Here is a 21,251-nt window from a genome sequence, read left to right on the forward strand (position 1 = left end):
GTTCGGCATGACCGTGATGCCGAGACAGACGATATTATTCGATCTGGACGATACGCTCGTCCATTGCAACAAATATTTTGACATCGTCATCCAACAATTTCTCGATACGATGATGACGTGGTTCGCGCCGTGGAAGCTGCCGGCCGAGGATATCCGCGCGGTGCAGGTCCGCATCGATATTGCCGGCGTGCAGGACAACGGCTTTCAGAGCGAGCATTTCCCTCGCTCGTTCATCCAGACCTACGATCACTTCACTGCGTTGACCGGACGAGCCTCGTCCGCCGACGAGTCCGAGCTGCTCTGGAAGCTGGGGATGAGCGTCTACGAATTCGAGATCGAGCCTTATCCCGGCATGATCGAGACGCTCGATCGGCTGCGGGATGACGGGCATGAACTCTTCCTGTATACCGGCGGGGAACAAGTGATTCAAGAGCGCAAAATCGCGCAAATGAAGCTGTCCGACTATTTCGGAGATCGGATATTCATTCGCCGGCATAAGACAGCGGACGCGCTGTCCTCCATCGTGCGGGAACAAGGCTTCCCGGCCGAGAGCACCTGGATGATCGGCAATTCGCTGCGAACCGACGTGATTCCCGCCCTGCGGAGCGGCCTGAATGCCATTTACTTGAAGCAGGCGAACGAATGGGCATTTAACATTGTCGATATCGATGCCGAGCCGAACGGCGCTTTTGAGACCATCGAGCAATTGACTGACGTGCCTCGCGTCATTCGCAACTGGATATTGACCCCGCGGTAAGAGGACAGGCCGGCTTCGAGAGAGCCGGCCTTCTGTTATAGTTGCATTACCCTCCCATCGCTCGGCATGATCGCCCTCGTCCCGCCTGCGCATGCCGCATGACTCCCCAGGCTATGCCTATGCCTCTGCCGTTAACTTCCCGGTCTCCGCGCTCGCCAGAACGATGCGGGCTTGCGTCTCGGAGCCGTCCGGCAGGACCAGCTTCATCCTCGCGGTCTTGCCCTTCTCGATCAGCGCCCTCACCTGCGTATCGGTAAGCTTGCGGCCGAAGCTTTCCTTCCAGATGACGAAGCCGCAGCCCTGCTTGTAATTCGAGCAGCCATACCCTTTGCGCCCCATAAATATGACGCCTCCGCATCCGGGGCGCGGACAAGTCCCGACAATGGACGGCCCCTCGCCCCGCTGCGTATCCGCCGTCTTGACCGCGGCGCTCCGCTTGGAAGATGGGCGGCTCCCGGCCGCTGCCGGACGGCCCTGCGCGGAATGCGCCGCCTCGGACGCTTGTCCGGCTGCGCTCTTGCGCCGGCGCGAGCTCTTCTGCTTCGGTTCGGCGCTCTCGAAGGAGTTCTTCGCCGCCCGCGCCTGCAGCCTTACTTTGTCTACAATCATCGTTGCGAATTTTTTGACATTTTCCATAAATTGAACATCGGAAGCCGCGCCCCGGGAAATTTCCGTCAGCCGCCGCTCCCATTGCCCGGTCATCTCCGGCGATGTCAACAGATCAATGCCTGCCGCCCGGATAAGCTCGACCGCCGTGCGGCCTTTTTGGGTCACCTGGATCGTCTTGCCCTTCATCTCGATATAGCCCACTTTTTTGAGACGCTCGATCGTGGCGGCCCGAGTGGCCGGCGTGCCCAGACCGGAATCCTTCATCGCATCGCGCAGCTCCTCGTCTTCAATCTGCTTGCCCGCGCTCTCCATCGCCTTGAGCAGCGTGCCCTCCGTATAGGGCTTGGGCGGCTGGGTTTCCTTATCCTTGACCACGGCGCGGACACAATGAGCCGCCTCGTCGGGATTGACCCGGAACGGCTCCTCGACCTCGATCTCTTCCGCTTCTTCCTCCTTGCTCTTCCCTCTGCCGGACTTGGGCTTCTCCTTCTTCAGATCGGCGTAGATGGCTTTCCAGCCGATATGGAGCAGCTCTTTGACCGAGGTTTTGAAGGTCTCTCGTTCGACCTCCGTCATGACCGTATGGACCTTGTATTCCGCGGCCGGATAGAACTGGGAGAGGAAGCGGCGCACGATAAGATCGTACAGCTTCTGTTCATCGGGAGACAGACCCGAGGCCTTCCGCTGGGTCGGCAGAATCGCATGGTGATCCTCGACCTTGGCCGGATTGCATATGTATTTGTTCCCTTTATGAACGAGAGCCCGGTTCGCTCCCTTCGCCCACTCGTCATATGCCGTCCCCTGGAGCACGGACAGCGCTTTGTGCATCTCCGGAATATTCTGTTCCGTCACATAGTTCGAATTCGTCCGCGGATATGAGATGACCTTATGCTTCTCGTACAGCGACTGGGCGATATCCAACGTTTTCTTCGCCGAGAACCCGTAGCGGCTGTTCGCTTCCCGCTGCAGCAAGGTCAGATCATACAGACGGAAAGGATATTCCTTCGTCTCCTTCGCTTGGTAGGAGGCGATCCGTCCCGTCTTCCCCTGCACCTTCGCCGCCAAGGCCTCGGCCCGCGCCCGGTCGGTGATCCGCTCGCCCTGCCATAGACCCTGGTATGTGCCATCCCCTTGCGAGAAATGGCCTTCGACCTCGAAATATTTCAACGAAGTAAAGGCTTCAATCTGCTTCTGCCGCTCATAAATAAGCGCGAGCACAGGCGTCTGCACTCGGCCTACGGACAGCAGAACGTTATGCTTCGTCGTGAAGGCGCGAGACCCGTTCATCCCTATCAGCCAATCCGCTTCGCTCCGGGCGCTTGCCGCCTTGGTCAGATTATCATACTCCGATCCGTCCTTCAGCTCGGCGAAGCCCCGCCGAATCGTCTCCGGGGTCAGATCGGATATCCAGAGCCGCTTCACCGGATGCTTTAATTTCAAATAACGCTGGATGAGCGAAAAGATATATTGTCCTTCCCTTCCGGCGTCGCAAGCGTTGACCAGCAGATTGCTGCGCTTGGCCAGCTCTGCGATGACCTTCAGTTGATCCTTCGTCTTGCGGTATGCGATCAGCTTGAAGTCGCCGGGTATAATCGGAAGGTCGTTGATATTCCATTTCTTATACTTCATATCATAAGCTTCCGGCTCGGCGAGTCCGACCAAATGCCCGATTGCCCATGTAATGATATAGGTGTCCCCTTCCAGATAGGAACGGTGATTTCTCGCCTTCGGTTCTATGGCGGCAGCGATATTCCGTCCCATATCCGGCTTCTCCGCAATAATCAGCGTCTTCATCTGCTCCCCCCGTCTCTCTGGCGAACGACAGAAAGCCGCGCTATGGATAGCGCAGCTTCTTGCAGCGTTCTCTTCTCTTTATTATTCCTCATTCCGGGCAGGATGACAAGTGATCCGCGAGATACCTGTTCACTTCGCGGGCGGCTTCCCGTCCCTCGTGGATGGCCCAGACGACCAAGCTCTGTCCGCGCCGCATATCTCCGGCGGCAAAGACATTGCTGATTTTCGTCCCGTATTTGCCTCTGACCGCCTTCACATTGGTATGCCGATCCGTATCCAGCTCGAGCTGATCGATGAGCGTCGCCTCCGGTCCGTCGAAGCCGACCGCGATAATCACGAGCTGCGCCGGATAGACCCGCTCCGTTCCCGGGATTGGCCGATACGTCTTCCGTCCCTGCTCGTCGACGATCCGCTCAATCTCAACCGTGTGCAGCTCCTTCACGCGCCCTTCCCCATCGCCGACGAAGCGCGTCGTCATGATGGAAAATTCGCGCGGATCGCGTCCGTACAAGGCCTTCGCTTCCTGGTGCGCATAATCGAGCGTATACACATTCGGGAACTGCGGCCAAGGATTGGCGGCCTCGTCGCGCACGGCCGGAGCCTGTGGACGCGTGCCGAATTGCGTAATGCTGCGGCAGCCGTGGCGCAGCGCGGTCGCTACGCAGTCGGTCCCCGTGTCGCCGCCGCCGATGACGATGACATCCTTGCCTGCCGCCGACAGGTAGCTGCCGTCCTCCAGGCCGGAGTTCAGATAACTCTTAATCGTTCCGTTCAAATAGTCCATCGCATAGTGAATGCCTTCGAGTTGGCTGCCTTCGATGACGAACTCGCGCGGCTTCGTCGCCCCGGCGCACAGCACGACGGCATCATACTGCTCGACCAGCTCGCGGGCCGGAATATCGGTTCCGATCTCGATATTCGTCACGAAGCGGATCCCTTCCTCGGCGAGCAGCCGCACCCGCCGATCCACCACTTCCTTGTCCAGCTTCATCGTCGGAATGCCGTACGTAAGCAGACCCCCGATCCGATCGTCACGCTCGTATACCGTGACGGAATGCCCGGCCTGATTGAGCTCATCCGCGCAGGCCAATCCCGCCGGTCCCGATCCGACGACCGCGACCCGCTTGCCGGACCGGCGCTGCGGAGGCTTCGCCGTCACCCAGCCTTCGCGGAAGCCGCGTTCGATAATCTCTTCCTCGATGGACTTGATCGTGACCGGCTCGCCGATGAGCCCTACCGTACACGACCCTTCGCATGGCGCCGGACAAACCCTTCCCGTAAATTCGGGGAAGTTATTCGTGGCCTGAAGCCGTTCGAGCGCTTCCCGCCATAGCCCGCGGTACACGAGATGATTCCACTCCGGAATCAGATTGTTCACCGGGCAGCCGGAGGTGCCGGACGCCAGCTCCATCCCCGTATGGCAGTAGGGCGTGCCGCAATCCATGCAGCGGGACGCCTGGGTCCGCAGTTCCTCTTCGGACAAGCGAAGATGGAATTCCTTCCAATCCAGCACCCGTTCAGCCGGGTCCCGTTCCGCTTGTATTTGTCGAGAATATTCCATAAATCCGTTCGGCGTTGACATGCTGACTCCTCCATCCGTTCGCGTAGCAATCGCGAAGCCTTTTTCGCAATTGTGCCGATTGATGACATGTCCGGACATCGGACGTTCCGGCATGTGTGTGCCAATGATCGTACCTTAAACGCTGTCCCGGAACATATGGAGTCGATCACGAATGATTTGCATTTCAATACATATGGAAATGGTCACTGCCCGCTCGCTGAGCTGGTCTCGCGTCACGCTTCCTTCCGAACGTAGGTCTGAAAACGGTGCGGATACCGGTTCTTCTCGTCGACCGGTCCCTCGGCCTCCCCCGCCAGTTCCCAGAGCGACTCGTCATAAGCCGGAAAATATTCGTCCCCCTCGAATTCGGCGTCGATCCGCGTCACCAGCAGCTTGTCCGCATAAGGAAGGAACTCGCGGTATATTTGGGCGCCGCCCATCACCATCATTTCCTCCTCCGCCGCCAGCGGCAGCACGGACCCGATATGATGCATGACTTCCGCATCGGGCACGGTCCAATCCGGGTTGCGGGTCAGCACAATATTGCGCCGGTTCGGCAGCGCCTTCCCCAGCGACTCATACGTCTTGCGCCCCATGACGACCGTCTTCCCCTGCGTCATCGCCTTGAAATAAGCCATATCGCTCGGCAGCCGCCATGGCATCCCGTTGTCCTTGCCAATAAGACGGCGCTTGTCCATCGCCCAGATCATCGTTACCGGCATCGCGGTGCGTCTCCCTTCTGTCTCTTTTATTCCATAATAAAGGCTCCCGATACTATCTTCTATAGTCCCCGTCGTCATTCGCGTCTTGAGCTGCTGTTCAAAGCCTATACCGCAACCGTCGCCTTAATCGTCGGATGATGCTGGTAGTCCACGAATTCGAAATCGTCGAACCGGTAATCGAAGATCGTATCCGGCTTGCGCTTGATGACCAGCTTCGGAAGCGGCAGCGGCTCCCGCTCCAACTGGGTCTTCACCTGCTCCATATGGTTCGAATAAATGTGAACGTCGCCGCCGCTCCAGATGAATTCTCCAACCTCCAGATCGCATTGCTGGGCCACCATATGCGTAAGCAGCGAATAGCTGGCAATGTTGAACGGCAGTCCGAGGAACGTATCCACCGAACGCATGTTAAGCAGGCAGCTCAGCTTGCCGCCGGCGACATAAAATTGGAACGAGTAATGACATGGCGGCAGCTTCATCTGATCGATCTCGCCGACATTCCAGGCAGAGACCAGCAGCCGGCGCGAATCCGGATTCGTCTTAATCTGCTCGATCACGTTCGCAATCTGGTCGATCGTCCGTCCGTCCTTGGTCTCCCAGGCGCGCCACTGCGATCCGTATACCGGACCCAGGTCGCCATGCTCATCCGCCCATTCGTCCCAGATGCGGACCCCGTTTTCCTTCAAATAACGAATATTCGTTTCTCCGCTCAAAAACCAGAGCAATTCATGAACGATCGATCTCAGATGCAGCCGCTTCGTCGTGACAAGCGGAAAGCCTTCGGCCAGATCGAAGCGAAGCTGACGCCCGAACACGGACAAGGTGCCTGTTCCGGTCCGATCCTCCTTTTTCACCCCGTGATCCAAAATGTCCTGCAATAACGCCAGATATGACTTCATTTTCAACCACTCTCTTTCTACCGTGCTGATGTGTATCCTTCATAGTGTACCATCCCCTCATAACGTCGGCAATCCAGTTCGCGAAATCAAAACTCGGTTCGAAGTTGATCAAAATAGGGAGAACCATAGGGGGGATGAGGCAAGGAAGACAGGCGCTGAAATGATATAATGGAAGAAATTGATTTTGAAGAAATCAGAAAAGGTGAGGTTCATGCATATCGTAACTTCGGCAGAAATGCGCGCTCTCGATGAGTACGCCATACATACCATCGGCATTCCAGCGGCGGTGCTTATGGAAAATGCGGGCCGGGCCGTTGCGGAGGAGGTTGCCAAGCTGTCATCGGAGCCGGGAACGAACAAGCCATGGCTGGTCCTCGTCGGCAAAGGCAACAACGGCGGCGACGGCATCGTCGCGGCGCGTCATCTCAAGGAAATGGGCGTGGCAGCCGAGCTGCTGTATGCCCTGGATCCGGCGAAGCTGACATCCGGCGCCGGGATGCAGCGCGATATTGCGGCCAGGCTGGGCATCGCTGCTTCCGTCTATGGGAAGGACTGCATCCGGTGGGAGGAGTATGCGGGGATTATCGATGCGCTCCTCGGCACGGGAACGGCCGGGGCTCCACGGGAGCCGTACGCCTCGTTAATCCGGGAAGCGAACGCGAGCGGCCTTCCGATCGTCGCCATCGATATTCCGAGCGGAATCGATGCGGATACGGGAGAGGCGCATGATCCATGCATTCATGCGGAACGGACCGTAGCCCTCGCCTTTCTCAAGCGCGGGCTGACGCAATATCCGGGGGCGGAACAGGCAGGACGCGTCGTCGTCCGCTTGATCGGCATCCCGGAAGAATTGGCGGAGAAGGAAAATATTCGGACCTTTTGGACCAATGAAGCGTTATTCCTGCGGCGCTTCGGGCTGACGCTCCCGCTGAATCGCAAGGCGGATACGCATAAGGGCACGTATGGCCATGTGCTGGTGGCGGCCGGATCCCGGCAATATAGCGGCGCCGGACTGCTGGCCTCCGCCGCGGCGCTCCGTTCCGGAGCCGGACTGGTGAGCTGGGCGCTGCCGGAACGGCTGCTGGAGCCGATGATCGGGCGGCTTCCGGAAGCGATGCTGCACGGCATGCCCGACGGCGGGCGCGGCGATTGGGCGGCCGTGCCGCCCGAGGCGGTGCTGCGGCTCGCCGCCGGCAAGAAGGCGCTGGCGATCGGCCCGGGCCTGGGCCGCTTCCCCGGCGACGGCGCCTGGCTGCGCGAGATCTGGGCGGGCGCGCCATGCCCGCTCGTCGCCGATGCGGATGCGCTCAACATGATCGCGGAGGCGGGCGGCCTCGATGCATGGCCGCAGCGGGACGGGGCCGCGATCCTGACGCCGCATCCGGGCGAGATGGCGCGCCTGACGGGCCTCGACGCGCGCGAAGTGCAGCGCGACCGCATCGGCCTGGCGCGCCGTTATGCCGTCCAGCACGGCGTGACGCTCGTGCTGAAGGGCGCCCGCACCGTAACCGCCACCCCCGCCGGGGACGTGTACGTGAACGCGTCCGGCAACCCGGGAATGGCGGCCGGAGGTGCGGGCGATGCGCTGGCAGGCCTGATCGCCGGCCTGCTCGCGCAAGGCTGCGACGCCGGCCTCGCCGCGGCCCTCGGCGTCTATCTTCACGGCCTGGCCGGCGACCGCGCCGCCGCAAGCCGTTCCTTCCCCGGCTCGCTGATCGCCGGGGATATCATCAGCTTCCTGTAGACACGACGACGTTCCCCCGTTTGAACACGGTATGAACATGATTGATTCCGAAATGATACGGCAAGTAGGCCAGGTTATCGGCCTTGAAAATAACGAGGTCCGCCTGCTTGCCGGCTTCCAGGCTCCCTGCGGTATCGGCTCTTCCGATGGCATGAGCCGCATTGATGGTCACGGCCGTCAGCACTTCCTCGGGGGTCATGCCCAAGTTCAGACAGCCCAAGGTCATGACAAGCTGGATGGATTCCGTAGGAGAGCTTCCCGGATTATAATCCGTGGACAGGGCTACCGCGAGCCCCCTCTCGATCATGGCGCGGGCCCGGGCATGATGCGTCAGCCGCAGGTTGAAGGAAGTGGCAGGCAGACAGACGGCCACGACGCCCGCCTGCCGCATCGCTTCCAAGCCTTCATCCGAGGCGGCAATCAGATGCTCGGCGGAGATGCAGCCCAGCTTGCCGGCCAACTGCGCGCCTCCAATCGGCTCGATTTCATCCGCATGAATTTTGAGGCCGAAGCCCAGTTCCTTGGCGGCAAGCAGAATTTGTTCCGATTCTTCCACGGAAAAGACGCCTTGCTCGCAGAACACATCGCAAAATTCGGCCAGCCCTTGCCGCTTTACCTCCGGCAGCATCTGTTCGATAACCACCTTCACAAAGTCTCCGGAGCGGCCTTTATATTCTTCCGGCACCACATGGGCTCCCATAAACGTGGATACCAAATCAACGGGATGCTCCCGGTTCAACCGGTCAGCGACCCGGAGCTGCTTCAATTCGTCTTCCAGCGTCAGCCCGTAGCCGCTCTTCGCTTCCGCCGTCGTCACCCCGAAGGACAGCATCATATCCAGGCTCGCCTTCGCCTTGGCGTACAGTTCCTCTTCCGTCGCCTGGCGGGTGGCTCGAACCGTGCTCAAAATTCCGCCGCCCTGAGCCAATATTTCCAAATAGGACATGCCTTTCAGCTTCAGCGCCAGCTCATGCTCGCGGGATCCGCCGTGAACGAGGTGGGTGTGCGGGTCAATAAGACCCGGCGTTACCAGCAACCCCTGAGCGTCATGCATGCGCATGATCGGCAGGCCGGCGATATGCGCCATCACCTCGTCTTCCGGTCCAGCCGCCACGATGATGCCATCCCGGATCGCGACAGCGCCACCGCGCACGGCGCCCACTTCTGACATGTCACGGCCCGTGCGCGGTCCCCGGCTTCCTTGCATGGTGATGAGCGTTCCAATGTTATGGATCAACAGGTCGATACCATTCCGTTCCATCCTGCTCCCCCTCTCGAAAGCAGCAAGCCCGGCCGGGCTTGCTGCGCGTCATCGTTATATGCCCAGCATCGGCACGCGGACTCCAAGATTCTTCGCCGTCTGAATCGCAAGCTCATAACCGGCGTCGGCATGACGGATAATGCCCATGCCCGGGTCTGTATTCAAGACGCGGGACAGCTTCTCGTCCGCTTCGGCTGAACCGTCCGCGACGACGACCATGCCCGCATGCAGGGAATATCCCATGCCGACGCCGCCGCCGTGATGAACGGATACCCAGCTCGCGCCGGAAGCCGTATTCACCAGGGCGTTCAATATCGCCCAGTCGGCGACCGCATCGCTGCCGTCCTTCATCGCTTCCGTCTCGCGGTTCGGCGAAGCGACGGACCCGCAGTCCAGATGATCCCGGCCGATGACGATGGGCGCGGAAATATCTCCATTGCGCACCATCTCGTTGATGGCCAAGCCCATCTTGGCCCGTTCTCCATAGCCGAGCCAGCAAATGCGGGCCGGCAAGCCCTGGAAAGCGACCTTCTCCCTGGCCATCTTGATCCACTTGCACAGATGGGTATTTTCCGGGAACAGCTTCAAGACAAGCTCATCCGTCTTATAAATATCATCCGGATTGCCGGACAAGGCCGCCCAGCGGAACGGACCCTTCCCCTCGCAGAAGAGCGGCCGAATATAGGCCGGAACGAAGCCTGGGAACTGAAACGCTTCCTTCACCCCTTCATCGAAGGCCGCTTGGCGGATATTATTGCCGTAATCGAAGACAATCGCGCCCATCTTCTGGAGATCGAGCATGGCCTGGACGTGAACCGCCATCGACTTTTTGGACAACTTCACATATTGCGCCGGATCGGCCGCACGCAGGTCGGCTGCCGCTTCCAGTGAATAGCCTGCCGGCACATAGCCGTTAAGCGGATCGTGAGCCGACGTCTGATCGGTGACGAAATCGGGTCGAATCCCCCGCCGCACCAATTCCGGGAACACCTCCGCCGCATTGCCCACCAAGCCGATCGAGAGCGCTCTTCCCTCCGCCATCGCAGCCTCCGCCAGCTTCAACGCCTCATCCAGATCGCGAACCATGATATCGCAATATTTCGTATCGATTCTCCGCTGGATCCGGGACGGATCGACCTCCACTCCAATCATGACGCCCTCGTTCATCGTTACGGCGAGCGGCTGGGCACCTCCCATGCCGCCGAGTCCGGCCGTTAAGGTCAGCGTTCCTCTCAGCGTGCCTCCTCTATGCTGGCGGGCCGCCTCGGCGAACGTCTCATACGTTCCTTGCAGAATGCCCTGCGTCCCGATATAAATCCAGCTTCCGGCCGTCATTTGCCCGTACATCATCAATCCCTGCTTATCCAGCTCGTGGAATGTATCCCAATTGGCATAGGCCGGCACGATCACCGAGTTGGAGATGAGAACCCGCGGCGCATGCGTGTGCGTCCGGAACACGCCGACCGGCTTGCCTGATTGCACAAGCAGCGTTTCATCCGCTTCCAGATTCGTCAGACATTCCACGATTTTGTCGAAGCATTCCCAATTCCTTGCCGCCTTGCCGATGCCGCCATAGACGACCAGATCGTCCGGCCGTTCGGCCACGTCGGGATCCAGATTGTTCATAAGCATCCGCAGGACCGCTTCCTGCTGCCAGCCTTTCGCCGTCAGTACCGTTCCATGTTCCGCTCTGATGATACGCTTGGTCGTTTGCTTCACAACTAGCCACTCCTTTATAATCGGATTGACAAAACATAGCAAAGCCCGCTTCCCTGTCTTAAAAACGTAGTCGATTGAAAAGCGTCTGACTGACTATCCCCCAGCGTGCGCCCAAGCTGCATGTTATCGAGGTGACGCCGCAAGATGACGCTGCCTTATATATGGTTATATCCGAACCCGAGCACATCGTGCTCAAATCCTTTTTTCGGAGCGCCAATCGTGCCGTACACGCAGACGCTTAACCATTCCTCGGAATACCCCGAAATGTCGACGGTCCCTCTCGCAATGCAAAACGTTAAGCCAACCGTTCGCAAAATATCCCCGAATTGAACCGTTCCTCTTCCAATCCCCTGCAGCGCTTCGATGATGGCATGATATAAGGAATGAACTTCCCGATACGAGTTCGGGTCGATTACCTTATTCGATTTAGCGCTCGTTTCTATCGCGGTCACGACTTTGACCAGTTCCATGGCGCCAACCTTGCCGATCGTATAGCGGTAGCCTCTCTTTTTCATTTCCTGCTCAATGTCGGCGCCCGCTTCTTCGTTATGCAGCATGACCAACAGCGAGGTCAGCTTGCCCATCGTATAATTGCCGCAGTCGAACCGCTCTCCTTCATTCACGTTACTCATAGCCAACCTCCCTTCTTGATCAATAGCCCCGTATTTTGAAAAAATGGTGCCCATCTACTACCAAACTTGGGCCAGTTAAAGAAATGGAGCGCTGCATGAACTTGATTCCATGTCCTCCTATTGAAGCTTGACTACGTCCGCAATGCTCGCGGCGGCATCCGTCCCCCTCATCCAATCCGCCACCTTCTGAAAATCATCGGCAAGCACGCGATCCGTCTCGACGGCAGGGACAAGCTGACGGCATTGGTCATACAGCCATTTGGTCCCGAGCCCAAGCCCCCGCGGGCCGCGGAAATCAGCCGCTTGCGCCCCGCACAGCAGCTCAATGGCAAGCACGGCGTAAGCGTTCTCAACGATCTGCTTCGCTTTGCGGGCGGCGATGGTTCCCATGCTGACATGGTCCTCTTGGTTGCCCGAGGACGGTATGGAATCGACGCTGGCCGGATGAGCAAGCGCCTTATTCTCGGACACGACGGACGCGGCTGCATACTGCGCGATCATGAAGCCGGATTGAAGCCCCCCCTTATTCGTCAGAAAAGGCGGCAGGTGCTCATTCAAGTGAGGGTTGACCAGCCTTTCGATACGACGTTCGGAAATATTGGCCAGTTCCGCCGCGCTGATGGACAAGTGGTCCATCACCAGGGCAATCGGCTGCCCATGGAAATTCCCGCCCGAGATCACCCGCTCCTCCTCCACGAAAATAAGAGGATTATCCGTTGCCGAATTCATTTCAATCTCCAGCTTGCCCGCAATATAGGCCAGCGCATCCCGGCTTGCCCCGTGAACCTGCGGCGCGCAGCGCAAGGAATAGGCATCCTGCACCCTCCGCTCCCCCTGGCTTGTTATGAAGGTGCTTCCGGAGGTCAATCGAATAACATTTTCGGCGGTTTGCCGCTGTCCTCGATGCGGGCGAATGAGGTGAGTCAACGGATCGAAGGCGTCCCGGACGGCGAAGAGCGCTTCACAAGTCAATGCAAGCGCGCAGTCGGCCCAGTTCGCCAGATTCATGGCATCGTGGCAAGCCAACGCGCCTGCCGCCGTCATCGCCTGCGTCCCGTTGATGAGGGCAAGCCCTTCCTTCGCCTCGAGCGTGACGGGAACAAGCCCGGCAAGCTGCATCGCCTGTCCGCCCGGCATCCGCCTGCCCTGATAATAAGCTTCGCCTTCGCCGACGAGCACGAGCGCCAAATGGGATAGCGGCGCCAAATCTCCGCTTGCGCCGAGCGAGCCTTTTTCCGGGATGACCGGCGTCACCCCTTCGTTCAGCATGTTAACCATCAATTGAACTACTTCCGGACGGATGCCGGAGTAGCCAAGCGCGAGCGCATTGACACGAAGCAGCATCATCGCCCGCGCGATTTCAATCGAGAACGGCTCGCCAATCCCGCACGCGTGGCTTCGAATCAGATTCAATTGCAGCGCAGTGACATCCTCGCCGGAAATATACGTATCGCAAAACTTCCCGAAGCCGGTTGTCAAGCCGTACACCACTTTTTTCTCCCGGAGCAGCGTTTCCACATAAGCCCTGCTCTTCGCCATGCCGCGAATGCTCTCTTCGCGCAGCTCCACTCGGGCATGGAAGCGGGCGACCTGAACGACTTCCCCGATCGTTAATGTCCCGCCGCCCACGAACACGGCGTGATGATCTTCCTTTTGTTCCGCTATCTGCATTTCCGCACCTGCTTTACTAAAAATAGTAGTAACGGTAGCGGCTTCTAATGACTAATCGCTAAACGCCATTGCTCCATCCTGTTATGACACTCGTTTCCGCCTACTGGTTAAAGACCCAAATCTGCATGTGAACTACCTTTAAAAACAAAAAGAATGCAGTTCGATAAGGAAACCCGCTTCTTCCCTCATTCAAAGCTACATTCTATTCACTAATGACTATATCGAGCTTACATTTAATTTACAACGTTGGAGATGGTTAGTCAATAACGAGTTGCGGTACGGGGAAAGTAATCTCTTGAGCTCCTCCTAAAAAAATCCCCCGCAGCATCACGCTGCGAGGGCACAAAGAAAATGTTTATCGAATAGAACCGTAACAGAAAGAATACAGAACGCTCCTGGAGCAGGAGTACTGCATGATGAACAAATTACAACGTCACTCTTACTTCGCTACCGTGTGGATCGGATGTCCAAGCACGACTTCCGCCGCTTCCATCACGATTTCGCCAAGCGTTGGGTGAGCATGGATCGTCAGCGCCAGGTCTTCCAGCGTTGCCGCCATTTCTACAGCCAAGCCCATTTCCGCGATCAGGTTGGATGCTTCCGCGCCGACGATTTGGGAACCGAGCACGACGCCCGTATCCGCGTCAGCCACGATCTTCACGAAGCCTTCCGCGTTGCCGCCGAGGGACAGCGCGCGTCCGTTCCCCGCATATGGGAATTTGCCGGCCTTGACGTTGTAGCCTTTTTCCTTCGCTTCCGATTCAGACAAGCCTACGCTTGCGCACTCCGGATCGGTGAAGCATACGGCTGGGATGCACTTGTAGTCAACCACGCTAGGCATGCCCGCGATGGCTTCCGCCGCAACCTTGCCTTCGTAAGAAGCTTTATGCGCCAGAGCTGGACCGGCAACGATATCGCCAATTGCGAAGATGTGAGGAATGCTTGTGCGTCCTTGGTGGTCGACTTCGACCAAGCCGCGATCGGTCATTTTGACGCCGATCATGTCGAGACCAAGCTCGCCATCGGTGTTCGGGCGGCGGCCAACCGTTACAAGCAGGTATTCCGCAGTAACTTCTTTGGTTTCGCCTTTTACGGTGAATTTGACGGTAACGTCTTTATCCGTTTGCGTTGCGCTCTCCGCTTTCGCGCCCGTGAAGATTTCCACATTGGATTTCTTCATGTTTTTCGCGACAAGCTGCGTCATATCTTTATCGAAGCCTGGCAGCACCATGTCCGCGCCCTCGATAATCGTTACTTTCGTGCCGAACTTGGAGTACATTTGGCCAAGCTCCGCGCCGATGTATCCGCCGCCGATGACGATCATCGACTTCGGAATTTCTTGAAGCTCGAGAGCTTCCGTCGAGGATAGAATGCGTCCGCCGAACGGGAAAGCCTTCAATTCGATTGGACGGGAGCCCGTTGCGATGATGCAGTTTTTGAACTTATAGCGCGGCGCTTCCTGGTCGTTGAATACCCGCGCTTCATTTTCGTTGATGAACATGCACTCGCCGTTGAACACCTGCACCTTGTTCGCCTTCAGCAAGCCGCTAACGCCGCCGGTCAGTTTTTTCACGACGCCGCCCTTGAATTCTTGCACTTTTTTGAAGTCGACTTTTACATTTTCAGCCGTGATGCCGATGGCGGAAGCATGCTGAGTGACTTCATATTGATGCGCTGCGCTGATCAAGGCTTTGGAAGGAATGCAGCCGCGGTTCAGACACACGCCGCCGACAGCCGATTTATCTACGATAAGCACGCTTTGGCCGAGTTGGGCAGCACGAATCGCTGCCACATAACCGCCCGGGCCTGCTCCAATAACCAGAGTATCAATGTTCAAAGATGCGTCTCCTACTACCATGTCCGGTTACACCTCCATGACAAGCAGCTCTGGATTAGCAAGCAGCTGCTTGATATAGTTCATAAAGTTTTGAGCCGTTGCGCCGTCGATCAGACGGTGGTCGAAGCTGAGAGACAAGGCCATGACTGGCGCTGCCACGATTTCGCCGTTCTTCACGACAGGCTTTTCCGTAATCCGGCCGGTACCCAAAATCGCAACTTCCGGGAAGTTGATGATTGGAGTGAAGAACATGCCGCCTGCGGATCCGATGTTCGTAATCGTGATCGTGCTGCCTTTCAATTCGTTCGGGCCGAGCTTGCCTTCGCGTCCGCGGGCAGCCAGATCCTTGATGCTGTCGGCGATCATCCAGATGCTGCGGCGATCCGCATCATTGATAACCGGAACGATCAGACCGTTGTCCGTGTCGGTAGCGATACCGATATTGTAATACTTTTTGTACACAATCTCGTTGTTCGCTTCGTCGATCATCGCGTTCATGGCCGGGAACTGACGGCAAGCCGCAACGAGCGCTTTGACGATGAACGGAAGGTAGGTTACTTTCGTGCCTTTCTTCTCCATCATTGGCTTCAAGCGGGTACGGAATGCAACCAGCTCCGTAACGTCCACTTCGTCCATGATCGTAACATGCGGCGCCGTGTAAGCCGATTTGACCATCGCATTGGAGATGGCTTTGCGGATGCCCTTGAACGGCACGCGCTCTTCTTCGGCTTCGCGGCCGGTAGCGGCTGGAGCGGCAGGCGCCGCTTTCGCTTCGGCAGCGGCTTGAGGCGCTTCCGCCTTCGCGGCTGGCGCTCCGCCATTGGCGAATGCTTCCACATCTTCGCGCGTAACTTTGCCGTTTTTGCCGGTTGGAGGCACTTCGCCGATGTTGACGCCCATTTCGCGCGCCAGCTTGCGCACGCTTGGCGTAGCCAGCACTTCGTGGTTAGGCGCCGCAGCCGTGCCTTCCGCTTTTGGAGCTTCCGCCGCAGGCGCTGCTGCCGGTTCTTCCTTAGCCTCTTCGGCCGGCTCCGCTTGTTCCGGAATATCCCCTTCTGCGTCGATGATGGCCACGACTTCGCCCATATGGCATACTTGGCCATCCTTCGCCAGCACTTCCAGCACCGTACCGTTTACCGGACAAGGCACTTCAACGACGGCTTTATCGTTCTGTACTTCCATGATGATGTCGTCGTCGGTAACTTTGTCACCCGGTTTGATGTGCATTTTAATAATTTCGCCTTCATGCAGCCCTTCCCCCAGCTCTGGGAAGCGATATTCAAATTTAGCCACAAGAACAACCTCCTTCAAATCTGTTCGGTTCTAACTTAGAAGTCCAATACTTTTTTGACGCCGGCTACGATGCGGGCCGGTGTAGGAAGCCAAGTATCCTCGATTTGGGCAAACGGATAAACGGTGTCCGGACCGGTGACGCGCAGCACTGGCGCTTCCAGATGAAGAATCGCCTTTTCATTGATTTGCGCAATGACTTCCGCAGCGACGCCGGAAGTTTTTTGCGCCTCTTGAACGACGATGGCGCGGTTCGTTTTCTTGATCGAAGCCACGATTGTATCGATATCCAATGGAATCAGCGTACGCAGGTCGATGATTTCCGCTTGAATGCCTTCCTTCTCCAGTTCGGCCGCCGCTTTCATCGCCGTATGAACCATCAAGCCGTAAGCGATGATCGTAACGTCCTTGCCCTCGCGAACAACCTTCGCTTCGCCGAGCGGAACCGTGTAGTCTTCTTCAGGCACCTCTTCGCGGTAAGCATGGTACAGGTTCAAGTGTTCCATAAAGAATACAGGATCGTTGTCGCGGATCGCCGAGATCAGCAATCCTTTCGCATCATATGGATTCGAAGGAACAACCACTTTAATACCCGGTGTCTGCACGAGCAAGCCTTCCAGCGAGTCCGTATGCAGCTCAGCCGCTTTTACCCCGCCGCCGAACGGCGTACGGAATACGATTGGGGCGTTGTAGCGTCCGCCGGAACGGTAACGCATGCGCGCGGCTTGAACGCAAATTTGGTCAAGGGCTTCATAGATGAAGCCGACAAACTGAATTTCCGCGATAGGACGGAAGCCTTGGATGCCGAGGCCGACAGCCATCCCGCCGATTGCGGATTCAGCCAGCGGCGTATCGAAGACGCGCTCGTCGCCAAACTCTTTCTGCAGACCTTCCGTAGCGCGGAACACGCCGCCGACATGGCCGACGTCTTCCCCAAATACCAACACGTTCGGATCCCGCTTCAATTCCACGCGCATTGCGTCGCGAATTGCTTCTTTCATATTCATTTGTGCCATTGCATCGTATCCTCCTTACGTTATCACACTGCCTGATTCGGTCTGGTTCGCATTGTCATGCGATTACTGACTTCTATCGATAACCGGATGTCATGTCTGCTTACCCGGTTCAATGTCGTTCTGCTATTTATTGAAAATCGGCTTTTTGCTCTTCCAAATATTTCGGCGTCGTCTCGAACATGCTGTCGATCAGACCGGCAACCGTCATTTTTTCCGTTTTTTCCGCACGCTTGATTTCTTCGTTCACTTTCGCTTTCGCTTCGTCCTTCACGCGGGCCGTATCTTCTTCTGTCCACAGACCCTTTTTCTCCAAATATTTGCCGAAGCGCACGATCGGATCTTTGATTGCCCATTCCGCTTCTTCGTCTTTCGTGCGGTATTTGGTGGTGTCGTCGGCCATGGAGTGAGGACGGAAACGGTATGTCAAGGACTCGATCAGCGTTGCGCCTTCTCCCTTGCGTCCGCGTTCTGCCGCGATTTGCACCGCTTTGATGACCGCGAGCACGTCCATGCCGTCAACCTGCATGCCGTGAATTCCCGCCGCTACCGCTTTGTGAGCGATCGATTTCGCTGCCGTCTGCTTCGTGAACGGCGTCGTAATTGCATAACCGTTGTTCTGTACGAAGAAAATAACCGGCAGGTTGTACGCGCCAGCGAAGTTAAGGCCTTCATAGAAGTCGCCCTCGGAAGATCCGCCGTCGCCGGTATAAGTAATGGCTACGTTAGGTTGTTTTTTCAACTTGAAGCCTTTTGCAATCCCCATCGCGTGCAGGATTTGCGCGCCGATGATGATTTGCGGCATTAATACGTTGACGCCTTCCGGAATTTGTCCGCCATGCTGATGTCCGCGGGAATACAGGAAAGCTTGGTACAATGGCAATCCATGCCATACGATTTGCGGCATGTCGCGGTACGCCGGCACGACGAAGTCTTCCTTCTCCAGCGGGTACACGCTGCCTACCATGGAAGCTTCTTGACCGGATACCGGCGCGTAGAAGCCGAGGCGGCCTTGGCGGCCCAAGTTGATGGCACGCTCGTCCCATGTCCGCGTGAACACCATGCGGTACATGATTTCCTTCAATTGTTCGTCGGTAAGCTCCGGCATGAGATCCGGGTTCACGATTTCTCCTTCTGGAGACAAGACGGACAATGGCTGAACATCTTCCGTCTGAACTTCAAATGGATACTTGCTCATTGTTTTCACCTCAATAAAAGTTTGAAGATTTTGTTTAGCTGTTATAGAATGATTATACACCTGTTTTACTCGATTGGTCAAAAGAAAACGCGAAAAAAGTGAACATTTTGTTATGGTGTTGTTATAACAGGTCTAGTTTTTCACTATAACAGGCTGTTACAAAATTGTGAACTTAAGCACAAGGCGGTCCTTTGCCTTAGGGACGCGACGTCTATTTCCTCAGCGAGCGGATCGCTGTATTTCTAGTAGGACATTGTTGGCCAATCAGAGATATTATTCACCAATAAAAGCTAAATTTTGCACAAGGCGGTGTAAGTGATGTCCGATTCATCCATTCTCAAACGAACGATCCACAAGCATGTCATTCCAAGCAGCCTGCTGAGCGCCGATCGCCATGTTCGCGTGTATCTGCCGCCAGGCTACCAGGAGATGCTGAGCTATCCGGTCGTCTACTGCCAGGATGGCGAAGACTTCTTCAACTTCGGCCGCATCGCGACCTATGCGAACAAGCTCAGTATAGAAGAGGATATGGAGCCTTTCATTATCGTCGGCGTAGACGTGGACAAAAAAATACGTACATCTGAATATTCCCCGGACGGAGAACGGTTCGAATCATATACCCGCGCGTTCGTCGAAGAGATTGTTCCCTTCATCGAGCAGCATTATCCGGTGCGGACCGATTGGACCGAGACCGTGCTGGCGGGCGACTCGCTGGGCGGAACGGTCTCCCTGCATCTGGCGCTGCGCCATCCGGAACGCTTCCGCCAAGTCATCTCGCTGTCGGGTGCATACTATCCCTATTCGCAGGAGCTGATAGCCCAAGAGCCGGACCTGTCCTGGCTGCATTTGTTCATGATCGTCGGACTGCAGGAGACCGCTTTCAAGACGGACCGGGGCGTGTTCGATTTTGTCGCTTTGAACCGGTCGGCGAAGCAGCTCCTGGAGGGCAGAGGCGCCCATATCCAGTACAGCGAGCATGACGGCCAGCATCAGTGGGGCTTCTGGCAGCAGCATATCCCGGATGCGCTCCGCTTTTTCCTTCAATAGTCCCCTTGACCTGTATCGTCAAAAAAGGACACCTAAAAAAGTAGTGGCATACAGAACGGTATGTCACTACTTTTGCGTTGATCGGCCCTGATCCAGACCCTGTTCCCGGACGATCTTGTCCAGCAGCCGGACACAGCCCGCCTGAATCAGCCGGTATACTTCATCAAAATTGCCGGTATAGTACGGATCAGGCACGTCTTCAGCCTGTTCCTCCGGGAGCAGCGTCATAAAGCGCATCACTTGCGCCCGTCTTGCTTCGGCCCCTTCCCAAGCCAATACATTCTGTTCATTGCTTCTGTCCATGCATACAATATATGTAAACTCATTGAAATCATCAGGTCTTACTTGTCTGCCCAGCATGCCTTCATATGAAACGCGGCGCTCATCCAGTATCGCTCGCGTGCCTTGGTGAGGCGGCTGGCCGATATGCCAATCTCCCGTACCTGCGGAATCGACGGCAATCGCGTGCTCCAGACCCGCTCTCTTCACCTCGTGTCGAAATAGCGCCTCTGCCATCGGTGAACGGCAAATGTTGCCGAGACAGACGAACAATACGTTCACCACTGCGGTGCACCTCCTTTCAGCTTCGGTTGGGTTAGGGCTCTTCACCTGTAAATATACCTATCTCGACAACAAATAACAAGCCCGGGTTCCAGGAAGGCCGGTTAGGGATTGGTCTCGCGGCGACAATCGGATATACTTAGTACGCATACATCATCTTTAATTCGGGACTTTCTGCGCTGGAAGGTCTTATAAAGGAAGGATAACCATGTACATAGCTCCCCCTGTTCCCCGCCCTCGGCATGTCGTTATTTGCGCCGGCGGAATCATCGATGCCTCCCTGCTCTCCGTATGCAATGAGGCGGATGTCGTGATCGGCGCAGATCGGGGCGCATTGACTTTGGCCAATCATGGAATCTGTCCGGACGTGGCGATCGGAGATTTCGATTCCGTCACAGAGGACGAACGGAACCGGATACGAAGCTGCAGCAAACATTATTTAGATTTCGACGCAATCGACAAAGATTATACCGATACCGAACTGGCCTTCCATACGGCAATCGCGTGGAAACCCGCCCGGATTACGCTGCTGGGCGCAACCGGCACCAGACTGGATCATACGCTCGGCAATATCCATCTGCTGCGGGTCGGACTTGACCAGGGCATACCATGCCAAATTATCGATGGTCATAATATTATCCGGCTCACCAATTCCAAGTTGACTCTCCCGCGGCAGCCCTATCCTTATATATCGCTGCTCCCGCTCAGCATGACGGTCACCGGCATTACGCTCAAAGGCTTCGCTTATCCTCTGACCGATGCCACGCTGCATATCGGGCAATCGCTCGCGATAAGCAACCAATTCGCCGAGGAGGAAGGAACCATCACGATTCGGGACGGTTACCTGCTCGTCATCTGCAGCCGCGACTAGGAGCGAGCCAGTCAGCTTCCGGCGGCGCGGTTCTCTTCCCGTGCAGACAACCGAATGACCCGCAA

17 protein-coding genes are annotated in these 21,251 nt (G+C 56.9%); 4 read left to right on the forward strand and 13 right to left on the reverse strand.

The window, feature by feature from the left end:
- The first annotated feature begins 7 nt into the window (after positions 1-7).
- On the forward strand, positions 8-757 hold the full coding sequence (locus tag L6439_RS15360) for an HAD family hydrolase (protein WP_213468313.1): 750 nt from the start codon (positions 8-10) through the stop codon (positions 755-757).
- A 117-nt stretch (positions 758-874) separates the two neighbouring features.
- On the opposite strand, the gene L6439_RS15365 is transcribed toward L6439_RS15360, so the two are convergent.
- The 4 genes from L6439_RS15365 to thyA all read right to left on the reverse strand — a co-directional run bounded on the left by L6439_RS15365 (position 875) and on the right by thyA (position 6,342).
- Positions 875-3,160 carry a DNA topoisomerase 3 gene (locus L6439_RS15365; protein WP_213468312.1) on the reverse strand — a complete coding sequence of 762 codons (2,286 nt, stop codon included), beginning with the start codon at positions 3,158-3,160 and terminating at the stop codon, positions 875-877.
- Between the two features lie 88 nt (positions 3,161-3,248).
- Entirely contained in the window at positions 3,249-4,742 is a 1,494-nt protein-coding gene (locus L6439_RS15370; RefSeq protein ID WP_168180611.1) for a glutamate synthase subunit beta, read from the reverse strand.
- A gap of 212 nt (positions 4,743-4,954) precedes the next feature.
- The gene (locus L6439_RS15375) at positions 4,955-5,443 is read right to left on the reverse strand and encodes a dihydrofolate reductase (protein WP_168180610.1); all 489 of its coding nucleotides are present in this window, start codon (positions 5,441-5,443) and stop codon (positions 4,955-4,957) included.
- 104 nt (positions 5,444-5,547) lie between these two features.
- The gene (gene thyA / locus L6439_RS15380) at positions 5,548-6,342 is read right to left on the reverse strand and encodes a thymidylate synthase (protein ID WP_168180609.1); all 795 of its coding nucleotides are present in this window, start codon (positions 6,340-6,342) and stop codon (positions 5,548-5,550) included.
- 211 nt (positions 6,343-6,553) lie between these two features.
- On the opposite strand from thyA, the gene L6439_RS15385 reads away from it, so the two are divergent.
- Complete coding sequence (locus L6439_RS15385; protein ID WP_213468433.1) at positions 6,554-8,086, forward strand: NAD(P)H-hydrate dehydratase; 1,533 nt, start codon at positions 6,554-6,556, stop codon at positions 8,084-8,086.
- On the opposite strand, the gene hutI is transcribed toward L6439_RS15385, so the two are convergent.
- From hutI to pdhA, 8 genes are all read right to left on the reverse strand, one after another.
- Complete coding sequence (gene hutI / locus L6439_RS15390) at positions 8,073-9,347, reverse strand: imidazolonepropionase (RefSeq protein WP_213468311.1); 1,275 nt, start codon at positions 9,345-9,347, stop codon at positions 8,073-8,075. The two genes, L6439_RS15385 and hutI, sit on opposite strands and share 14 nt — an antisense overlap.
- Before the next feature lie 54 nt (positions 9,348-9,401).
- Positions 9,402-11,066, reverse strand: coding sequence for a urocanate hydratase (gene hutU / locus L6439_RS15395; RefSeq protein WP_213468310.1), 1,665 nt, complete (start codon positions 11,064-11,066; stop codon positions 9,402-9,404).
- Between the two features lie 155 nt (positions 11,067-11,221).
- A complete protein-coding gene (gene hutP / locus L6439_RS15400; RefSeq protein WP_374043126.1) occupies positions 11,222-11,698 on the reverse strand; it encodes a histidine utilization transcription antiterminator HutP in 477 nt (158 codons plus the stop codon).
- Positions 11,699-11,815: 117 nt separating this feature from the next.
- Positions 11,816-13,369, reverse strand: coding sequence for a histidine ammonia-lyase (gene hutH, locus L6439_RS15405; protein WP_213468309.1), 1,554 nt, complete (start codon positions 13,367-13,369; stop codon positions 11,816-11,818).
- Positions 13,370-13,808: 439 nt separating this feature from the next.
- Positions 13,809-15,227, reverse strand: coding sequence for a dihydrolipoyl dehydrogenase (lpdA, locus tag L6439_RS15410; RefSeq protein WP_168182903.1), 1,419 nt, complete (start codon positions 15,225-15,227; stop codon positions 13,809-13,811).
- 6 nt (positions 15,228-15,233) lie between these two features.
- A complete protein-coding gene (locus tag L6439_RS15415) occupies positions 15,234-16,499 on the reverse strand; it encodes a dihydrolipoamide acetyltransferase family protein (protein ID WP_168182902.1) in 1,266 nt (421 codons plus the stop codon).
- Between the two features lie 35 nt (positions 16,500-16,534).
- The gene (locus L6439_RS15420; protein WP_168182901.1) at positions 16,535-17,512 is read right to left on the reverse strand and encodes an alpha-ketoacid dehydrogenase subunit beta; all 978 of its coding nucleotides are present in this window, start codon (positions 17,510-17,512) and stop codon (positions 16,535-16,537) included.
- A 127-nt stretch (positions 17,513-17,639) separates the two neighbouring features.
- A complete protein-coding gene (gene pdhA, locus L6439_RS15425) occupies positions 17,640-18,707 on the reverse strand; it encodes a pyruvate dehydrogenase (acetyl-transferring) E1 component subunit alpha (RefSeq protein WP_168182900.1) in 1,068 nt (355 codons plus the stop codon).
- A 318-nt stretch (positions 18,708-19,025) separates the two neighbouring features.
- Between pdhA and L6439_RS15430 the strand changes: the two genes are divergently transcribed.
- Positions 19,026-19,754, forward strand: a complete 729-nt coding sequence (locus L6439_RS15430; protein ID WP_213468308.1) for an alpha/beta hydrolase — start codon at positions 19,026-19,028, stop codon at positions 19,752-19,754.
- A gap of 66 nt (positions 19,755-19,820) precedes the next feature.
- Here L6439_RS15430 and L6439_RS15435 read toward each other — a convergent pair whose 3' ends face one another.
- The gene (locus L6439_RS15435) at positions 19,821-20,318 is read right to left on the reverse strand and encodes a low molecular weight protein-tyrosine-phosphatase (RefSeq protein WP_168182898.1); all 498 of its coding nucleotides are present in this window, start codon (positions 20,316-20,318) and stop codon (positions 19,821-19,823) included.
- Positions 20,319-20,523: 205 nt separating this feature from the next.
- Between L6439_RS15435 and L6439_RS15440 the strand changes: the two genes are divergently transcribed.
- On the forward strand, positions 20,524-21,186 hold the full coding sequence (locus tag L6439_RS15440; RefSeq protein WP_213468307.1) for a thiamine diphosphokinase: 663 nt from the start codon (positions 20,524-20,526) through the stop codon (positions 21,184-21,186).
- The last annotated feature ends 65 nt before the right edge of the window (positions 21,187-21,251 follow it).

The organism is Paenibacillus dendritiformis (assembly GCF_021654795.1).
Taxonomy (GTDB): Bacteria; Bacillota; Bacilli; order Paenibacillales; family Paenibacillaceae; genus Paenibacillus_B.

Coding starts and splice junctions, on each gene's coding strand:
- L6439_RS15360 (WP_213468313.1), top strand. CDS start 8: ATGACCGTGATGCCGAGACAGACGATATTATTCGATCTGGACGATACG.
- L6439_RS15365 (WP_213468312.1), bottom strand. CDS start 3,160: ATGAAGACGCTGATTATTGCGGAGAAGCCGGATATGGGACGGAATATC.
- L6439_RS15370 (WP_168180611.1), bottom strand. CDS start 4,742: ATGTCAACGCCGAACGGATTTATGGAATATTCTCGACAAATACAAGCG.
- L6439_RS15375 (WP_168180610.1), bottom strand. CDS start 5,443: ATGCCGGTAACGATGATCTGGGCGATGGACAAGCGCCGTCTTATTGGC.
- thyA (WP_168180609.1), bottom strand. CDS start 6,342: ATGAAGTCATATCTGGCGTTATTGCAGGACATTTTGGATCACGGGGTG.
- L6439_RS15385 (WP_213468433.1), top strand. CDS start 6,554: ATGCATATCGTAACTTCGGCAGAAATGCGCGCTCTCGATGAGTACGCC.
- hutI (WP_213468311.1), bottom strand. CDS start 9,347: ATGGAACGGAATGGTATCGACCTGTTGATCCATAACATTGGAACGCTC.
- hutP (WP_374043126.1), bottom strand. CDS start 11,698: ATGAGTAACGTGAATGAAGGAGAGCGGTTCGACTGCGGCAATTATACG.
- hutH (WP_213468309.1), bottom strand. CDS start 13,369: ATGCAGATAGCGGAACAAAAGGAAGATCATCACGCCGTGTTCGTGGGC.
- lpdA (WP_168182903.1), bottom strand. CDS start 15,227: ATGGTAGTAGGAGACGCATCTTTGAACATTGATACTCTGGTTATTGGA.
- L6439_RS15420 (WP_168182901.1), bottom strand. CDS start 17,512: ATGGCACAAATGAATATGAAAGAAGCAATTCGCGACGCAATGCGCGTG.
- pdhA (WP_168182900.1), bottom strand. CDS start 18,707: ATGAGCAAGTATCCATTTGAAGTTCAGACGGAAGATGTTCAGCCATTG.
- L6439_RS15430 (WP_213468308.1), top strand. CDS start 19,026: ATGTCCGATTCATCCATTCTCAAACGAACGATCCACAAGCATGTCATT.
- L6439_RS15440 (WP_213468307.1), top strand. CDS start 20,524: ATGTACATAGCTCCCCCTGTTCCCCGCCCTCGGCATGTCGTTATTTGC.